The 17,334-nt window shown below is 62.9% G+C and carries 16 protein-coding genes; 7 read left to right on the forward strand and 9 right to left on the reverse strand.

The window, feature by feature from the left end; translation table 11 throughout:
• The first annotated feature begins 25 nt into the window (after positions 1 to 25).
• Positions 26 to 541, forward strand: coding sequence for a dihydrofolate reductase (locus tag FS665_RS17690; RefSeq protein WP_145191183.1), 516 nt, complete (start codon positions 26 to 28; stop codon positions 539 to 541).
• Positions 542 to 580: 39 nt separating this feature from the next.
• On the opposite strand, the gene FS665_RS17695 is transcribed toward FS665_RS17690, so the two are convergent.
• On the reverse strand, positions 581 to 1,972 hold the full coding sequence (locus FS665_RS17695) for an L-cystine transporter (protein WP_145191186.1): 1,392 nt from the start codon (positions 1,970 to 1,972) through the stop codon (positions 581 to 583).
• A 241-nt stretch (positions 1,973 to 2,213) separates the two neighbouring features.
• Between FS665_RS17695 and FS665_RS17700 the strand changes: the two genes are divergently transcribed.
• Complete coding sequence (locus FS665_RS17700) at positions 2,214 to 3,269, forward strand: haloacid dehalogenase-like hydrolase (RefSeq protein WP_145191189.1); 1,056 nt, start codon at positions 2,214 to 2,216, stop codon at positions 3,267 to 3,269.
• A gap of 92 nt (positions 3,270 to 3,361) precedes the next feature.
• Here FS665_RS17700 and ilvD read toward each other — a convergent pair whose 3' ends face one another.
• Positions 3,362 to 5,203, reverse strand: a complete 1,842-nt coding sequence (gene ilvD, locus FS665_RS17705; protein ID WP_145191192.1) for a dihydroxy-acid dehydratase — start codon at positions 5,201 to 5,203, stop codon at positions 3,362 to 3,364.
• 478 nt (positions 5,204 to 5,681) lie between these two features.
• On the opposite strand from ilvD, the gene FS665_RS17710 reads away from it, so the two are divergent.
• Entirely contained in the window at positions 5,682 to 6,356 is a 675-nt protein-coding gene (locus tag FS665_RS17710) for a magnesium transporter (RefSeq protein ID WP_256675107.1), read from the forward strand.
• Between the two features lie 36 nt (positions 6,357 to 6,392).
• Here FS665_RS17710 and FS665_RS17715 read toward each other — a convergent pair whose 3' ends face one another.
• Complete coding sequence (locus FS665_RS17715; RefSeq protein WP_145191195.1) at positions 6,393 to 7,589, reverse strand: class I SAM-dependent rRNA methyltransferase; 1,197 nt, start codon at positions 7,587 to 7,589, stop codon at positions 6,393 to 6,395.
• A gap of 242 nt (positions 7,590 to 7,831) precedes the next feature.
• Here FS665_RS17715 and FS665_RS17720 point away from each other — a divergent pair, with 242 nt between their 5' ends.
• Together FS665_RS17720 and mutM are read left to right on the forward strand one after the other, a co-directional pair.
• Complete coding sequence (locus FS665_RS17720; RefSeq protein ID WP_178108366.1) at positions 7,832 to 8,650, forward strand: HDOD domain-containing protein; 819 nt, start codon at positions 7,832 to 7,834, stop codon at positions 8,648 to 8,650.
• 3 nt (positions 8,651 to 8,653) lie between these two features.
• Positions 8,654 to 9,466: a bifunctional DNA-formamidopyrimidine glycosylase/DNA-(apurinic or apyrimidinic site) lyase gene (gene mutM, locus FS665_RS17725; protein ID WP_145191201.1), complete on the forward strand. Its 813-nt coding sequence runs from the start codon at positions 8,654 to 8,656 to the stop codon at positions 9,464 to 9,466.
• Positions 9,467 to 9,511: 45 nt separating this feature from the next.
• Here the strand turns inward: mutM and FS665_RS17730 are convergent, their stop codons facing one another.
• From FS665_RS17730 to FS665_RS17740, 3 genes are all read right to left on the reverse strand, one after another.
• The gene (locus FS665_RS17730; RefSeq protein WP_009683359.1) at positions 9,512 to 9,763 is read right to left on the reverse strand and encodes a YfhL family 4Fe-4S dicluster ferredoxin; all 252 of its coding nucleotides are present in this window, start codon (positions 9,761 to 9,763) and stop codon (positions 9,512 to 9,514) included.
• A 108-nt stretch (positions 9,764 to 9,871) separates the two neighbouring features.
• Positions 9,872 to 10,351, reverse strand: a complete 480-nt coding sequence (coaD, locus tag FS665_RS17735) for a pantetheine-phosphate adenylyltransferase (RefSeq protein ID WP_145191204.1) — start codon at positions 10,349 to 10,351, stop codon at positions 9,872 to 9,874.
• Positions 10,352 to 10,466: 115 nt separating this feature from the next.
• Positions 10,467 to 11,897, reverse strand: coding sequence for a coniferyl aldehyde dehydrogenase (locus FS665_RS17740; protein ID WP_256675108.1), 1,431 nt, complete (start codon positions 11,895 to 11,897; stop codon positions 10,467 to 10,469).
• 150 nt (positions 11,898 to 12,047) lie between these two features.
• Between FS665_RS17740 and FS665_RS17745 the strand changes: the two genes are divergently transcribed.
• A complete protein-coding gene (locus FS665_RS17745; RefSeq protein ID WP_145191208.1) occupies positions 12,048 to 12,713 on the forward strand; it encodes a TetR/AcrR family transcriptional regulator in 666 nt (221 codons plus the stop codon).
• A 34-nt stretch (positions 12,714 to 12,747) separates the two neighbouring features.
• Positions 12,748 to 13,602, forward strand: coding sequence for a sulfurtransferase (locus tag FS665_RS17750; RefSeq protein ID WP_145191211.1), 855 nt, complete (start codon positions 12,748 to 12,750; stop codon positions 13,600 to 13,602).
• Between the two features lie 37 nt (positions 13,603 to 13,639).
• Here FS665_RS17750 and FS665_RS17755 read toward each other — a convergent pair whose 3' ends face one another.
• Genes FS665_RS17755 through FS665_RS17765 form a run of 3 tightly spaced genes read right to left on the reverse strand, consistent with a single transcriptional unit; the run spans position 13,640 to position 17,333 of the window.
• A complete protein-coding gene (locus FS665_RS17755) occupies positions 13,640 to 14,632 on the reverse strand; it encodes a hydrolase (RefSeq protein ID WP_145191214.1) in 993 nt (330 codons plus the stop codon).
• A gap of 60 nt (positions 14,633 to 14,692) precedes the next feature.
• On the reverse strand, positions 14,693 to 16,045 hold the full coding sequence (locus FS665_RS17760; RefSeq protein WP_145191217.1) for a pitrilysin family protein: 1,353 nt from the start codon (positions 16,043 to 16,045) through the stop codon (positions 14,693 to 14,695).
• Positions 16,038 to 17,333: a pitrilysin family protein gene (locus FS665_RS17765; RefSeq protein ID WP_145191219.1), complete on the reverse strand. Its 1,296-nt coding sequence runs from the start codon at positions 17,331 to 17,333 to the stop codon at positions 16,038 to 16,040. Before FS665_RS17765 ends, FS665_RS17760 begins: the two co-directional genes overlap by 8 nt.
• Position 17,334: the final 1 nt, after the last annotated feature.

Consider the following 17,334-nt stretch of genomic DNA (forward strand, 5'->3'; position numbering starts at 1 on the left):
GACGCCCGGTGCTATCCTCGCGGCTATGAATACATCACTTCCCCTCAGCCTGATCGCGGCTCACGCCGAGAACCGCGTGATCGGCATCGACAATTCCATGCCCTGGCACTTGCCTGGGGACTTCAAGTACTTCAAGGCCACCACCTTGGGCAAGCCGATCATCATGGGGCGCAAGACCTGGGATTCGCTTGGCCGACCCCTGCCCGGACGGTTGAACCTGGTCGTCAGCCGCCAGCCGGGTCTGCAGCTGGCAGGTGCCGAGGTGTTCGCGTCCTTGGAAGCTGCCGTGGCGCGGGCCGAGCAGTGGGCGTTGGAGCAGGGCGTCGGCGAGCTGATGCTGATCGGTGGGGCGCAGCTCTATGGGCAAGCGCTGCAGAAGGGGCTGGTCAGCCGGATGTACCTGACCCGGGTGGAGTCATCACCGCCAGGCGATGCCTGGTTTCCCGAGTTCGACAAAGGCCAGTGGACCTTGAGCGCGAGCCAGGCACAAGCGGAAGAGGGCAAGCCTGTCTACCATTTCGAGGTGTGGGACAAGCGCTGAGTGAAAGGGGCTGCAAGTTACCTAGCAGCCCCTTTGCCGTCAGGTACGGCTCAGCTCGGCATGCTCGTCTTCGGCCATGACCTGCTTGTCGGTTTCCTTGAGCAACTGGCTGGTGACCACGCCTGCGGTCATCGAGCCATTGACGTTCAACGCGGTGCGGCCCATGTCGATCAGCGGCTCCACGGAAATCAGCAGCGCCACCAGTTCCACCGGCAGACCCATGGCCGGTAGCACGATCAGCGCGGCGAAGGTCGCACCCCCACCCACGCCGGCAACACCTGCCGAACTCAGCGTGACGATCGCAACCAAGGTGGCGATCCACAGCGGGTCGAAGGTATCGATGCCCACCGCTGGCGCGACCATCACCGCCAACATGGCCGGATAAAGGCCGGCGCAGCCATTCTGGCCGATGGTAGTGCCGAAGGATGCGCTGAAACTGGCGATCGACTGGGGTACGCCCAGGCGCCGGGTTTGCGCCTCGATGTTCAGCGGGATGCTGGCCGCGCTCGACCGGCTGGTGAAGGCAAACGTAAGCACCGGCCAGACCTTGCGCAGAAAGCGCAGCGGATTCACGCCGGTACCGGCCAGGATCAAGCCGTGCACAACGAACATCAACGCCAGGCCCAGATATGACACCAGCACGAAGCTGCCGAGCTTGAGAATGTCCTGCAGGTTCGAGCTGGCCACGACCTTGGCCATCAACGCCAGAACGCCATAGGGCGTGAGCTTCATCACCACCCGCACCAGGCGCATGACCCAGGCTTGCAAGGTGTCGATGGCCGACAGCGCGCGCGCGCCCTTGTCGGCGTCGTCTTTGATCAACTGCAACGCGGCGAGGCCGACGAAGACGGCGAAGATCACCACGCTGATGATCGAGGTCGGCTTGGCTTTGGCAAGGTCGCCAACCGGGTTGCTCGGGATGAACGAGAGCAGCAACTGCGGGACATTGAGGTCGGCGACCTTGCCCGCGTAATCACTGTGGATCACCTGCATGCGTGCGCTTTCCTGAGCGCCCGCCACCAGGCCCTCGGCGCTCAGGCCGAACAGGTTGGTGAGGAGGATGCCGATCAGTGCGGCGATGGCGGTGGTGAGCAGCAACGTGCCGATGCTCAGGACGCTGATCCGGCCCAGCGACGAGGCATTGTGCAAGCGCGCCACGGCGCTGAGGATAGAGGCGAAGATCAGCGGCATGACGATCATCTGCAACAGACCAACGTAGCCGTTGCCGACCAGGTCGAGCCAGCCGATGGTGGCCTTGAGCACCGGATGGCCGGCGCCATAGACGCTGTGCAGGGCCAGACCGAAGGCCACGCCCAGGGCCAGCCCCAACAGGACCTTCTTGGCCAGGCTCCAGTCGGTGTGGCGGGTTCGCGCCAGGCCCAGCAGCAGGACCAGAAATGCCAACAGGTTGAGAGACAACGGCAGATTCATTGAAGCTCCAGGTAAAAGCAGAAGAGGCATCGCCTCTGTGAGCGATTGCGAACGGAAATGCTAACAGCCTGAAAACAAACGAATTTATATCTAAAGGTTATTTGCTTAGTCGCTTATGGAATAACAGGTTGTCGGTTTTGGCAATGAACACGTCGTTTACAACTGTTTCCACGTCGTTGTGAGCGACCGCAAGCGGCCAAAGTTGCACTAGCGTTGATGGGTCAACCCAGGAGAATCGAACATGAACGTCAGGCGCAATGCTGTCGCGCTGGGGCTGTCGCTGTTGTTTACGAGCACAAGCTTCGCCACCGAACTCAAGCACTGGCCTGCCGATGCGGCCAGGCAGCTCGATGCCATGATTGCCGCCAATGCGCACAAGGGTAACTACGCGGTGTTCGACATGGACAACACCAGCTATCGCTACGATCTTGAAGAGGCGCTGCTGCCGTTCATGGAGAACGAAGGCTTGCTTACCCGCGACAAGCTCGATCCCTCGCTCAAGCTGATCCCTTTCAAGGACACCGCCGAGCACAAGGAAAGCCTGTTCAGCTATTACTACCGCCTGTGCGAAATCGACGACATGGTCTGCTACCCCTGGGTAGCGCAGGTGTTCGCAGGCTTCACCCTCAAGGAACTGAAGGTTCAGGTCGATGCCTTGATGGCCAGCAGCAAACCCATTCCCAGCACCTACTTCGAGGGCGATCAAGTCAAGGCCATCGAGGTGCAACCGCCGAAGGTCTTCACTGGCCAGGCCGAGTTGTACAACAAGCTGATGGAGAACGGCATCGAGGTCTACGTGATTTCGGCAGCATCCGAAGAACTGGTACGCATGGTCGCTTCCGATCCCAAGTACGGTTACAACGTCAAGCCGCAGAACGTGATTGGCGTCAGCCTGCTGCTCAAGGACCGCGCCAGCGGGCAACTCACCACCGCGCGCAAGCAGATCGCCGCCGGACAGTACGATGCCCAGGCCAACCAAGACCTGGAGCTGACGCCCTATTTATGGACCCCGGCAACCTGGATGGCCGGCAAGCAGGCGGCGATTCTCACCTATATCGACGAATGGAAAAAACCGCTGCTGGTGGGGGGCGATACCCCAACCAGTGATGGCTACATGCAGTTTCACGGCGTGGACGTGAACAAGGGCGGCATCCACCTGTGGATAAACCGCAAGGCCAAGTACATGGATCAGCTGAACGGCATGATCGCCAAGAACGCAGCGGCCCAGTCCAGGGCAGGGTTGCCGGTGACGGCAGACAAGAACTGGGTGATCGTGACGCCCGAGCAGATTCAGTAGGCCGCAGGTCTGTGCCGCTCGGCATGAATGTGACAGGCATAAAAAAACCGGCGCTCAAGGCGCCGGTTCTGTTCAACACGCCCAAGAAAGCCTCACAGCCCTTCGAGCATCGCCTTGTTACGCACCGCACCTTTATCGGCGCTGGTGGCCAACAGGGCATAGGCTTTCAGCGCGGTGGTCACTTTGCGCGGGCGCACTTCAGCCGGTTTCCAGCCTTTCTGGTCCTGCTCGATGCGCCGCTGGGCCAGTTCTTCATCGCTGACCAGCAGGTTGATCGAACGGTTGGGGATGTCGATCAGCACTTTGTCGCCGTCGCGCACCAGGCCAATGGCGCCGCCAGCGGCAGCTTCCGGCGAGGCGTGACCGATCGACAGACCCGAGGTGCCGCCCGAGAAGCGACCGTCGGTAAGCAGGGCGCAGGCTTTGCCCAGGCCTTTGGACTTCAGGTACGAGGTCGGGTAGAGCATCTCTTGCATGCCCGGCCCGCCTTTCGGACCTTCGTAACGAATGATCACGATGTCGCCGGCCTTCACTTCGTCAGCGAGGATGCCGCGTACCGCGCTGTCCTGGCTTTCGAAGATCTTCGCAGTGCCTTCGAACACGTGGATCGACTCGTCGACACCTGCGGTTTTCACCACGCAACCGTCCAGGGCGATATTGCCGTACAGCACGGCCAGGCCGCCTTCCTGCGAGTAGGCGTGCTCGAAGCTGCGGATGCAGCCGTTTTCACGGTCGTCGTCGAGGGTTTCCCAGCGGGTCGACTGGCTGAACGCGGTCTGCGTCGGGATGCCGGCCGGGCCTGCCTTGAAGAACGTATGCACGGCTTCGTCGTCGGTCTGGGTGATGTCCCACTTGGCGATGGCTTCTTCCATGCTGCGGCTGTGCACGGTCGGCAGGTCGGTGTGCAGCAAGCCGCCGCGAGCCAGCGACCCGAGGATGCTGAAGATGCCGCCAGCGCGGTGCACATCCTCCATGTGGTACTTCTGGATATTCGGCGCCACCTTGCACAGCTGCGGCACTTTGCGCGACAGCCGGTCGATGTCGCGCAGGTCGAAGGCCACCTCGCCTTCCTGGGCCGCAGCCAGCAGGTGCAGGATGGTGTTGGTCGAGCCGCCCATGGCGATGTCGAGCATCATGGCATTTTCGAACGCCTTGAAGTTGGCGATGCTGCGCGGCAGCACCGACTCGTCGTTGTCCTGGTAGTAGCGTTTGCACAGCTCGACGATGGTGCGACCGGCAGTGAGGAACAGCTGCTCGCGGTCGGCGTGGGTAGCCAGGGTCGAGCCGTTGCCCGGCAATGCCAGGCCCAGGGCCTCGGTCAGGCAGTTCATCGAGTTGGCGGTGAACATGCCAGAGCACGAGCCGCAGGTCGGGCATGCGCTGCGTTCGTACTCGGCGACTTTCTCGTCGGAGGCGGTAGAGTCAGCGGCAATGACCATGGCGTCGACCAGGTCCAGGCCGTGGCTGGCCAATTTGGTCTTGCCGGCTTCCATCGGCCCGCCAGAGACGAAGATCACCGGAATGTTCAGGCGCAGGGCGGCCATCAGCATGCCAGGGGTGATCTTGTCGCAGTTGGAGATACAGACGATGGCATCGGCGCAATGGGCGTTGACCATGTACTCGACGGCGTCGGCGATGATCTCGCGGCTGGGCAGCGAATACAGCATGCCATCGTGGCCCATGGCGATGCCATCGTCGACCGCGATGGTGTTGAATTCCTTGGCCACGCCACCGGCGCGTTCGATCTCGCGGGCAACCAGCTGGCCCAGGTCCTTGAGGTGCACATGCCCCGGGACGAACTGGGTGAACGAGTTGGCGATGGCGATGATCGGTTTCTTGAAATCTTCGTCCTTCATCCCGGTGGCGCGCCACAGGGCACGCGCGCCGGCCATGTTGCGGCCTTGGGTGGAGGTCTTGGAACGATAATCAGGCATGAAACACTCCTGGCGGCTTAATCAGGTCACAAAAAGGGAGTGAGCTTCTCTTGTCCTCTGCGCCGCAGGTCGGTTGCCACTGGCACGGATGGGGCCGAAGACCGCGCGGGATCGCCGCGTGCTTGGCCAGAGCTCATAAACCCGCCGGGGATGACTGGCGATGAATAGGCCGATTCTACACCGCTCTGGCGGTGAGGGAATGAAGATGTGTCTGGACGGTGCCTTGGGGCGAATTCCCGGTTGGCTGTAAGGGGCTTCCGAAAAGCCGTTCAAGGGGCAGACCTGATCCGCGCTGCTGTCTATCATCCGCCGCGCCGCATGAGCGGTTTGACGAGAAAACCCATCCATGGACCTTCCCAGTTTCAGTTCATCGCGAACCTGCAAATTGGCACTGAACGCGTCGACGTCAGCGCCTGCGGCGGCCTGAACGCTTCAGTTCGAGTCTCGTGGGCGCCAGCGTTGGCGCCTGGAGACTCACATGCTGTCTGACTGCACAACCTGCACCCACTGCAAACAAACCCTGACGCCTGAACAGACCAGCGCGGCGCTGGAACGGCAACGGCAGGAAGCCACCGAAGACTTCCACAAGGGCGCATCGATCACCAATCACGTGGGCAACCTGCGCCAGGCTACTGTTGGCCTGCTGTACCGCAAGCGCGTCCTGTGGTTGGTGCTGTTGGTGTTCGGCAACCTGTTTTCCGGCGCAGGCATTGCCGCCTTCGAGGAAACCATCGCTGCACATATCGTCCTGGTGTTCTTCCTGCCGCTGCTGGTAGACAGCGGTGGCAATGCCGGCGCGCAATCCGCGACGTTGATGGTGCGGGCGCTGGCGACCGGCGAAGTGGTCATGCGTGACTGGCTGCGAATGCTGGGACGCGAGTGCGGGGTGGCCCTGGCGCTCGGGGGCACCATGGCCCTCGCGGTGGCGTCGTTGGGGGCACTGCGTGGTGGGCCTGAAATCGCCGTGATCGTGGCCAGCAGCATGCTGGTGATCGTCTTGATCGGCAGCCTCATCGGCATGAGCCTGCCTTTTTTGTTCACCCGCCTGAAGCTCGACCCAGCCACCGCCAGTGGCCCGCTGGTGACCTCGATTGCCGATGCGGCGGGGGTGCTGGTGTATTTCGGGATCGCCTCGCAGGTACTGGACATCTGATACCGGCCGGGGCGCAGGGCGCCCCAGCCGCAGGCGTCAGCTGTTGGGCAGCAGGCGGCAGGTGATGCTCTTGATGTAGCGGGTTTCGGCAATGGCCGGGTGTACCGGATGGTCAGGGCCCTGGCCGCCGCGTTCGAGCAATTGCAGGTTGCGGTCCAGGTGGCGTGCGCTGGTCAGCAGGATGTTGTGCAAGTCATCTTCGGGCAGGTGCATCGAGCACGACGCGCTGACCAGGATGCCATCCTTGTTCAGCATGCGCATGGCCTGTTCGTTGAGGCGGCGGTAGGCGCCTTCGCCGTTTTTCAGGTCTTTCTTGCGCTTGATGAACGCGGGTGGGTCGGCAATGATCACATCGAAGCGCTCTTCAGCGGCCTTGAGCTCGCGCAGGGCCTCGAACACGTCGCCTTCGATACAGGTCAGCTTCTCACCGATACCGTTGAGCGCGGCGTTGCGCTCGACGCCATCTAAGGCAAAGCCTGAGGCATCGACGCAGAAGACTTCGCTGGCGCCGAACGCCCCAGCCTGCACGCCCCAGCCACCGATGTAGCTGAACAGGTCGAGCACGCGCTTACCTTTGACGTAAGGCGCCAGGCGCGCGCGATTCATGCGGTGGTCGTAGAACCAGCCGGTTTTCTGACCTTCACGCACCGGGGCTTCGAACTTCACGCCATTTTCTTCCAGTGCGACCCAGTCCGGCACCTCGCCATAGACCGTCTCCACATAACGCTGCAGGCCCTCGGCGTCGCGCGCTGCGGAGTCGTTCTTGAACAGAATGCCGCTGGGTTTGACCACCTGCACCAGGGCGGCGATTACCTCATCCTTGTGCGCTTCCATGGTGGCCGAAGCCAGTTGCACCACCAGGATGTCGAAGAAACGGTCGACCACCAGCCCCGGCAGCAGGTCGGAATCGCCGTAGACCAGGCGATAGCACGGCTGCTCGAACAGGCGCTGGCGCAGCGACAGGGCGACGTTCAGGCGGTGTACCAACAGCGACTTGTCCAGCGCCAGCTTGCTGTCGCGCGACAGCAGGCGGGCACAGATGAGGTTGTTCGGGCTCAGGGCGACGATGCCCAGCGGTTTGCCGTTGGCAGCTTCGAGCACTGCCTGCTGGCCGGCCTGCAAGCCCTGCAACGGCGTCGCGGCCACGTCGACCTCGTTGCTGTAGACCCACAGGTGGCCGGCGCGCAAGCGGCGGTCGGCATTGGCTTTGAGGCGAAGGCTGGGCAGGGACATGAAGTCGCTCCGGGAAAAAAGAGCGGAATTATAACGCGTTGGCCCAGGCCACGCTGCATGCCATGACCGCGACACGGCCACGCTGGACACCAATTGTCTGAATTTTCTACTGCACTCATTGATCCCAGCAATTGGTATGCCGGCGGACTACGGCGTTAGAATTCCCCGTCCTTCACGAGTATGTACGCATGTCCCAAGAACTCAGCGCCGAACAGATCCAGCAAGCCTTGCAGGGCATCACCATTCCGCCGCAGCCGCAGATTATGGTCGACCTGCAGTTCGAGCAGTACATGCCAGACCCCGACCTGGAAACCATCGCCAAGCTGATCGCCCAGGACCCGGGCCTGGCCGGTGCCCTGCTCAAGTTGGTCAATTCGCCGCATTTCGGCCTGTCCAACAAGATCGGTTCGATCCAGCGGGCGGTGAACCTGCTGGGCAGTCGCTCGATCATCAACCTGATCAACGCCCAATCGATCAAGGGTGAGATGAGCGACGAAACCATCGTCACCCTCAACCGTTTCTGGGACACCGCGCAGGACGTGGCCATGACCTGCCTGACCCTGGCCAAGCGCACCGGCATCCAGCCGGCCGATGAGGCCTACACGCTCGGGCTGTTTCATGATTGCGGTGTGCCGCTGATGCTCAAGCGCTTTCCTGAGTACATGCAAGTGCTGGAAGAGGCCTATGCCAAGGCAGACGAGCAGACCCGGGTGGTGGACACCGAGAACCGCGCGTTCAACACCAATCACTCGGTGGTGGGCTATTTCACCGCCAAGTCATGGCGCCTGCCGGAACACATCAGCGCCGCGATCGCCAATCACCATAACGCCTTGGCGATCTTCCGCGAGGAGTCCTCACGCAACACCCAAAGCCAGCTCAAGAACCTCCTGGCGGTGCTGAAAATGGCCGAACATATCTGCGCCTCCTACCGCGTGCTGGGCAACCAGAGCGTTGACCACGAATGGCTGGCCGTCGGGCCAATGGTGCTGGACTACATCGGTCTGTCGGAGTACGACTTCGATAACCTCAAGCAGAATATTCGCGAGATGGGCGGGCACTGATCGATGCCGGAACTTCCTGAAGTAGAAACCACCCGCCGCGGCATTGCCCCGCATCTCGAAGGTCAGCGCGTCAGTCGGGTGGTGGTGCGCGACCGGCGCTTGCGCTGGCCGATCCCGGAAGACCTCGACGTGCGTCTATCCGGGCAGCGCATCGTCAGCGTCGAGCGACGCGCCAAGTACCTGCTGATCAACGCCGAGATCGGCACCTTGATCAGCCACCTGGGGATGTCCGGCAACCTGCGCCTGGTCGAGATGGGCCTGCCCGCCGCCAAGCATGAGCACGTGGATATCGAGTTGGAGTCAGGCCTGGTGCTGCGCTATACCGATCCACGGCGCTTTGGCGCCATGCTCTGGAGCCACGACCCACTCAATCATGAGTTGCTGTTACGCCTGGGCCCAGAGCCGTTGACCGAGTTGTTCGATGGCGAGCGCTTGTTCCAGCAGTCACGTGGCCGTTCGATGGCAGTCAAACCGTTCATCATGGACAACGCCGTGGTCGTGGGTGTCGGCAACATCTACGCAACCGAGGCGCTGTTCGCAGCCGGCATCGACCCTCGTCGGGAGGCAGGGGGAATTTCGCGGGCGCGTTACCTGAAGCTTGCTGTCGAGATCAAGCGCGTGCTGGCAGCCGCGATCGAGCGCGGGGGCACTACCCTACGCGACTTCATCGGTGGTGATGGCCAGCCAGGCTATTTCCAGCAGGAATTATTCGCCTACGGCCGTGCCGGGCTGCCCTGCAAAGTGTGCGGCACGCTCTTGCGCGAGGTGAAGCTCGGCCAACGTGCAAGCGTGTTCTGTCCGCGCTGCCAACGCTGAAGCAGGCTGTAGCGCTGCCGCTGGGCAGCGCTGGCCCGAGCGACTTCAGGCTTTGCCAGTGATCCGGCGGTACTTGGCCATCAGTTGCTCTTCGGTTTCCGGGTGCGCTTCATCCAGTGGGATGCAGTCGACCGGGCACACCTGCTGGCATTGCGGCTCGTCGTAATGACCCACGCACTGGGTGCACAGGTTCGGGTCGATCACGTAGATCTCTTCGCCTTGGGAGATGGCCTCGTTCGGGCACTCGGGTTCGCAGACGTCGCAGTTGATGCAATCGTCGGTGATGATCAGGGACATGGGGGCTCCGGCCAGGGCTCTGCGCCCAGGCATGTTCAACGCTGTGGGCACAATTGTGCCGCATTCGCGTCCGCAGTGCACGCGGGCGCGACGTTCAGCTGCGCGAGGTCACTTCTTGAAACGTTCGGTCAAGGCCGCGGCCACCGCCGGGTGGACGAACTTGCTGATATCGCCGCCCAATGCCGCTATTTCACGGACCAGAGTCGAGGAAATGAACGAGTAGCGCTCGGACGGTGTGAGGAACAGGCTTTCGACGTCTGGGGCCAACTGCCGGTTCATGTTCGCCAGCTGGAATTCGTACTCGAAGTCCGACACAGCGCGCAGGCCGCGCAGGAACACGTTCGCGCCCTGCTCCTTGGCAAAATGCGCCAGCAGCGACGAGAAGCCGATGACCTCGACATTGGGCAGGTGCCGGGTGACCTCACGGGCCAGCTCGACCCGTTGTTCCAGCGGGAACAGGGGGTTTTTCTTCGGGCTGGCCGCCACCGCGATGATCACGTGGTCGAACAGGCGCGAAGCGCGCTCGACCAGGTCGCCGTGACCTTTGGTAATGGGGTCGAAAGTACCCGGGTACAACACTCGGTTCATCGCGTCATCCTGGCTGGAGTGCGTTGGGGAGTCGGATGGTAGCGCAGCGACTGCTGCCCGGCCAAGTCATGCGGCCGGCCGATGGCACTATAGACAGAGGGGCGATTCCTTGTCATCAACGGATGAACAGCTTGTAGACCAAGCGTTGCAGGGCTTTGCCATACGGTGGGTAGATCAACTTCGCCGCGTTGAAACGCTGTTTGGCCAGCACCGCCTTGGCCTTGCTGAAGGTCAGAAACCCTTCGCGTCCGTGATAGTGGCCCATTCCAGAGGGGCCGACACCGCCAAACGGCAGATCATGCTGGGCCACATGGACCAAAGTGTCGTTCAGGCATACCCCTCCGGAGTGGCTGTGCTGCAACACGTGCTGCTGCTCGTCGCGGTCATAGCCAAAATAATAGAGCGCCAGGGGGCGGGGTCGCTGATTGACGTAGGCCAGGGCATCGTCGAGCTTCCTGTAGGGCACCAGCGGCAACAGGGGGCCGAAGATCTCATCCTGCATCACCTGCATGCTGTCGTCAGTGTGGGTCAGCAGGTGCGGTGGTAGGCGTCGACCCTGGCGCGGCTCATGGGCATACAGGTCAAGCACTTGCGCACCTTTGCCGCGGGCGTCGTCGAGCAAGTGCTGCAGGCGCTGCAGCTGCCGTGCGTTGATGATCGCACTGTAGTCGGGATTGGCGGCGATGCGCGGGTACAGGCGGCGCATCGCTTTGCCGTATTCATGGGCAAATTCGTTCAGGCGCTCCTGGGGCACCAGGACGTAATCAGGTGCAACGCAGGTCTGGCCGGCGTTGAGGGCCTTGCCGAAGGCGATACGCTCGGCGGCAGTGGCCAGGGGCACGCTGGCCGAAACGATGGCCGGCGACTTGCCGCCCAGCTCGAGGGTCACCGGGGTGAGATTGTGCGCCGCTGCCTGCATCACCTGACGCCCCACGCTGGTGGCACCGGTGAACAACAGATGATCGAAAGGCAAACGGGCGAAGGCCTGCCCCACTTCGACTTCGCCCAGGACTACGCTGACCAGGTCGTCAGGGAAAACCCGTTGCAGCAGCGCCTTGAGCGTCTTGGCGCTGGCCGGGGCAGCTTCGCTGAGTTTGAGCATGACCCGGTTGCCGGCGGCCAGTGCGCAGGTCAACGGACCGATGGCCAGAAACAACGGGTAGTTCCACGGCACCATGATCCCGACCACCCCCAGTGGCTGGTATACCACCTTGGCGCTGGCCGGTTGGAAGGCCAGCCCTGCGCGGCGTCTGGCGGGGCGCATCCAGCGCTGCAGATGACGCTGGGCATGGCGAATGCCTTGCATGCAGGGCAGCAGCTCGGCCAGCAGCGTTTCATCGGCACTGCGCCCGGCAAAGTCCTGGTCGACGGCGGCGATCAATGCCTGCTGATCGCCAAGCAGCGCCTCGCGCAGGCTGTGCAGCCATTGCTGGCGCTGCGCCGCAGGCGGCATGGGGTTGCTGGCGAAGGCCAGGCGTTGGGCGGCGAAGGTTGTCTCAAGGTACGTGTCGCTGCTCACGGCAGGCAGAGTGATTGGCGAGGTCAAGGCAGGGCTTCCGGCTGGGCTGCAATGCCTAGAGCCTATACGCAAAGCGCGCGCACGGTGAGGGTTTTGCATCGCTATCCGAAGGTGCATCGGCGGGCGCATTCGCCGTAAGATGAGGTCATTGCAAAGAACGCAGACTGGAAGCCGAGCATGGCCCCGCGCAGCAAAACCCGAGAGCGCATCGTGCAGAACAGCCTGGAGCTGTTCAACCTGCAGGGCGAGCGCAGCGTCAGTACCAACCATATTGCCGCGCATATGGAGATCTCGCCCGGCAACCTGTATTACCACTTCCCCAACAAGCAGGCGATCATCGCCCAGTTGTTCAACCAGTACGAAGAACTGGTGGACAGCTTCCTGCGCCCGCCCCAGGGGCGGCCTGCTACCGTGCAGGACAAGCGCTTCTACCTCAAGGCATTGCTCGCGGCGATGTGGAACTACCGCTTCTTGCACCGCGATCTCGAACATCTGCTGGACAGCGACCCGGACCTCGCGGCGCGCTATCGGCGCTTCTCCAGGCGTTGCCTGCAGCAGGGGCAGGCGATCTATCGCGGCTTCGTCGATGCCGGGATCCTGAGCCTGGACGCTGCCCAGGTGGAGTCGCTGACCATCAATGCCTGGATCGTGCTCACCGCCTGGGTGCGTTTTCTCAGCACCACCCGCGAACATGCCGCGCACTTGAGTGAAGAAGCGTTCAAGCGCGGTGTTTATCAGGTGCTGGTGCTGGAATCGGGTTTCGTCACGCCTACCGCGCGCGCCGCGGTGGATGCCCTGTGCGAAGAATTTCATGTCTCGTTCAACCAGGCCCTGGAGCAGTGACCGGGGTCATCGTGTCATCGATCAGGAGATTGTCATGCCGCTTGCGCAATTGATCACCCCGCAGCAGTTGGCCGAGCGCCAGGGCTCACCCAAGCTGGTGATCCTCGACTGCCGGTTTGCCTTGGAAGATGTCGATTATGGCCAGCGCAGCTATGCCGAAGGGCATATTGCCGGGGCGCACTTCGCCGACCTGGAGCGTGACCTCAGTGGCCCGGTGCACAAAGGCCAGACCGGCCGCCACCCACTGCCGGATCCGCAGCGGTTGGTCGAGCGCCTGCGTGAGTGGGGCATGGATAACGACAGCCAGGTGGTGCTGTACGATGATGGTCCGGGGGCTTTCGCCGCGCGGGCATGGTGGTTGCTGGCCTGGTTGGGCAAACGCAGCGATGTCGCCATCCTCGACGGTGGCCTCAAAGCCTGGCATGCCGCGCATCTTCCGCTGAGTCTGGATGCACCACCCAAGCGCGAAGGGGCCTTCAGCGGTGAAGCCGACCCGCAGTTGCTGATCGATGCCGAACAGTTGGCCAAGCGCCTGAAGGATCCGACGCTGACCTTGCTCGATGCGCGGGCGCAGCCGCGTTTTCGCGGTGAGGTGGAGCCCATCGATCCCGTGGCCGGTCACATACCTGGCGCGCAGTGTGCGGCATTCAGCGAAAACCTCGATGACGAAGGCCGCTTTCTGTCGCCGCAGGCGCTCAAGCAACGGTTCGCCAAGCAACTGGCCGGACGCTCGCCTGAGCAGGTGGTCGCCTATTGCGGTTCGGGGGTCACCGCATGCCATAACCTGTTTGCCCTGGCCTTGGCCGGTTATCCGATGGGTACCTTGTATGCCGGGTCCTGGAGCGAGTGGATCAACGATCCCCAGCGTGCTGTCGCCACGGGCGATTGAACGACAACCGAGCGTCGAGGCAGCACTTGGGGTGCGCTCATTGGCCGTTGGTCAGCCACTGCGGAATTCTGCGCTCCAGGTAATACCGCGGGTTGCGCAGGCTGCCCTCGACGAAGCCTACGTGGCCCCCCTGCGCATGGAGTTCCAGGTGCGTTTGCGGCGCCAGCTCGTCGGCAGTTGGCAGGCTCTGAGTGCATACGAAGGGATCATCATGGGCGTGGATGATCAGCGTCGGGGTGCGATTCTGGCCAAGGTAATAGCGGCTCGAGGCACGGCGATAGTAATCGTGCACATCGGCGAAGCCGTTGAGCGGCGCAGTGACCTTGCCATCGAAGTCCCAGAACGTCTTCAACTTGCCCAGTGGCCCCAGACGCTGCAACTGCGCCAGCCCTTCATGCTGGCCATGCGCTTGGAAATGACGTTGCTTGAGCTGCACATAAGCCGTCATTTCCCGCATGAAATGCGCTTGATAGACCTTGGAGAAACCTCGGCCAATGCGGTCGGCGCACTGGTCCAGGCGAAATGGCACCGACACCGCTACCGCCGCTTGCAGCTCACTGGCCGCCGCGCTTTCGCCCAGGTACTTGAGAAGTATGTTACCGCCTAGCGAATAGCCAACGGCGTATAGCGCGGCCAGGGGGCGTCGGGCGCGAACGTGGGCGATCACTTCGGCAAGGTCTTCGCTGGAGCCGGAATGGTAGCTGCGCGGCAGCAGGTTCGGCTCGCCTGAGCAACCCCGCCAGTTCACCGCCACGCTAGCCCAATCAACGGCCTGCAAGGCTTGCTGAAGACCTTTGACATAAGGTGAATCCGACGAACCGGTCAGCCCGTGCAGCACCAGTACCACCGGCGCGTCGATGCGCTGCGGGCCATGCCAGTCGAGGTCGAGAAAGTCGCCATCGGCGAGCCACAGGCGCTCCCGCTTGCGCGGCAGCGCCGGCAGTTTGCGCCACAGCGGCCCCCATAACGTCTGCAAGTGGGGGTTGGAGAGGCCGATGGCCGGGCGGAAGCTGACAGGAAGGCTAGGCATGCTGGGCAACTCATGAAGTACCGGCCTAGAGTGCCATGAAACCGCTCGGCTGTGTCTGCGCTATCGGTCGGTCGTGGGCGGGGTGGGCAAGGGCGCTTGTGGCGCCGCTGGCCCTACGCTGATCTTCACCAGGCCTTCGAGGTCGAGGCGGCGTCGGAGGGTCTCGCGTACGGCCTGCGGCGTAAGGCTGGCCAGGCGCTCGGTAAACGTGTTGAGGTAATCGGCAGGCTGCTGTTGATGCGCCAGCTGTGCCAGCAACCCGGCCAGGCTTTTGTTGCGGGCCACGCTGCGCAGCAGTTGCCCAGCGAGTTGTTGACGCGCCAGTTGCAGTTCGGCCGCTGTCGGGCCTTGGTCGATGAAGTCGGCGAGCAGCGTCTGCACCAGCTCCTGCGCTGCCTCTACATAGGCTGAGGCGATATCCCACTCGATGAGAAACACACCGCCTGCCCGTAGCGGCGACAGGCTCGAATGCACACCGTAGGTCAGCCCCCGGCGCTTGCGCAGTTCGGCGTTCAACCTCGATTGCAAACCCGCACTCAACACATGGTTGGCCAAGCGCAGGGCCAGATACTGGGGATCATCGGCGGGAACCGCCACAGGCATCGCCAGGCAGACTGCAGTACTGGCGCCTGGCCGTTCGACATGAATCTTCGCCGCCCCGGCTGTGGTCGCCGCGGTTGGCTGCGCGGCGGCCCAGCCTTGGGGCAGAGCTTGACTGAGCTGGTCTGTGAGACTGCGTGCTCGTTCCAGGTCCAGGTCGCCAACCAGGCTGATCTGCAGGTTGCTGGCGCTGTAGGCGATGCGGTGAAAGGCGCGAAGGTCTTCAACGGTGACGGCATCCATGCCTGCGGCCGTACTGCCCAGCAGATTGCCGTACGGGTGTTCGGCGAACAGCTGGCGGTAAGCGGCAATCCGTCCGGCCACCGCTGCGATGGCCTGCTGCGAGCGATTGTGGGTGTGCAGCTGTTGCTTGAGCCGAGCCAAGGCAGGGGCCGGAAAATCGGGCTTGGCCAGCATGCTGGCGAACAGTGCCAGCGCTGGCTCGAGCAGCGCCGGGTCGCTCAGGCTGCGCAGGCTGAGGGTGGAATAGTCCATATGAACGCTTTTTGTCAGCACCACACCCAGGCCTTCGACGCGCTCGGCCTGTTCAGCGGCGTTCCGGCCGTCGGTGCCTTCATCGAGCATGTACAGGGTCAGGGCGGCCAGGCCGGACTTGGCAGTGTCCTGCGCGAAGCCTGCGCCGAAGCGCAGCACCAGATCGACGATCGGCAGGCCGCTGGCCTCGACGAACCGCACGTCGGTGCCCGAGGCGTTGGTCCAGCTGTGAACCTGGGTCTGCGCGCTTTCCAGCAGATCCAGATCAAGCCCCTGCAGCGAAGTCAGCCCGGAAGGGCGGGTCGATGTGTCAGCCATGGTTGCTCTCCTGATCGTGCATCAACGTCGTGCTGAGGCGGCTTTGCTGCAGATAGTCATGGGCAGCCTGTTGTAGCTGCTGGCCGGTGACGGATTCGATGGCCTTGGCTTGGTCAACCAGCGTCAGCGGGTCGAGACCGCAGGCGGCAAAGCGCCCAATGGCGGCGGCCTGCTCGGCGATGTCATCGCGCGCAAAGGCTCGGCTGGCGCGCAGTCGGGCCTTGGCACGTTCGATTTCGCTGCTGCTGGGCGGCGCCTGGCGCAACAGTTCCAGCTGCTGCATGATCTGCTGCGCGGCCTGCTGTGGGCTGGCGTGAGCCGGATTGCTGAAGGCGTAGATGCGCAGCAGGCTGTCGCCTCGCAGGTAAGGCTGGTAGTCGGCTCTGAGCGCTTGCAGGATGGGTTGTTCTTGTATCAGTGCGCAGCGCAGCCGCGATGCCGTGCCTGCGCTGAGCAGTTCAGGGATCAGTTGCAGGGCGTGCGCCTGGGTCGGGTCATTCGCGGTGACCAGGCTCGGTACGTTGAAACTCATGATCACGCCTTCGCGCAGGCCGGCGATGCTCAGCCGCTCGGTGCGCTGGGCAAGTGCCGTCGGCCTTAGCGGCCCCAGTGGATCGGGCAAACGGTTGGCCGCAATGGCGGCAAAATGGCGCTCGACCAGCGTGCGCAGCCGTTGCAGGTCGGTAGAGCCTGCAATCACCAAGGTGGCATTGTTGGGGTGATACCAGCTTCGGTACCAGGTACGGGCCGCCGCAGCGGTCATGTGCTGCAAGTCCTGCTGGTGGCCGATCACCGGCGTTGCATACCGGCTCTGGCCATGCGCCAGGATCAGGTTGCGTTCAAGCGCCAAGGCTAGCGGGTAGTTGTCGACGTTCGCTCGGCGCTCTGCCATGACCACAGCCAGTTCGCGCGCATAGGGCGCATCGTCCAATGTTGCGCTTGCCATCGCATCGGCCATGGCCTCGAGCGCCACTTCCATGCGGCTGGCCATGAGCGTGATGGGGTAGACCGTGGCGTCTTCGCCGGTGTAGGCATTGGGTGCGCCACCCAGGCGGGTCATCAGCGTCACGTATTCGCCGGGTGCCAGCTTGCTGCTGCCCTCGAACATCAAGTGCTCGAGCGCGTGGGACAGGCCCGAATGGCCATCGGGCTCATAGCTGGAGCCGACGTGGTACCACAGCTGTACGCTGACCAGCGGCGCCCGGTGGTCTTCATGAAGGAATACGCGCAGGCCATTGGCAAGCGTGAAGTGTTGCAGGGAGGAAGGTAGGTCAGGGCCGTCGAGCATG

Origin of the sequence: Pseudomonas sp. URMO17WK12:I11 (assembly GCF_007677725.1) — a bacterium.
Classification (GTDB): domain Bacteria; phylum Pseudomonadota; class Gammaproteobacteria; order Pseudomonadales; family Pseudomonadaceae; genus Aquipseudomonas.